The 295-nt window shown below is 71.5% G+C and carries 1 pseudogene; it reads right to left on the bottom strand.

Annotation, left to right across the window (positions count from 1 at the left end):
- A pseudogene (locus FLQ44_RS23890) lies at positions 1-295 on the bottom strand (hypothetical protein); the annotation flags it as partial.

Genomic DNA, 295 nt, shown 5'->3' with positions numbered 1-295 from the left:
AGCGTGGCGGTGCTGACCCTGAGCAGGACGCCATGGAATTCGCGCCGGCCAAGCAGGTAGGCCACGGGCTCGCCGTCCACGCGACGCGCCAGCAGCCGGCGGAAGTCGTCCGCACGGGAGCGCTCGACGGGCTCATCGGCATGTGCGAACAGCCAGGCTCGGGTCACGCCCAGCGCGTGCATCAGCAGCAGCTCGGCCTCGCGCGCTGCCTCATCGCCGGTGAGCCGATCGCGGGCCTCCCGCAGCAGGCATCGAACGTGGGTCGCGGATTCGGTGTTGGAGGGCAAGTCCGGGC

Origin of the sequence: Vogesella mureinivorans (assembly GCF_007644035.1) — a bacterium.
Classification (GTDB): domain Bacteria; phylum Pseudomonadota; class Gammaproteobacteria; order Burkholderiales; family Chromobacteriaceae; genus Vogesella; species Vogesella mureinivorans.
This window is presented reverse-complemented; position numbering and strand designations above follow the sequence as displayed.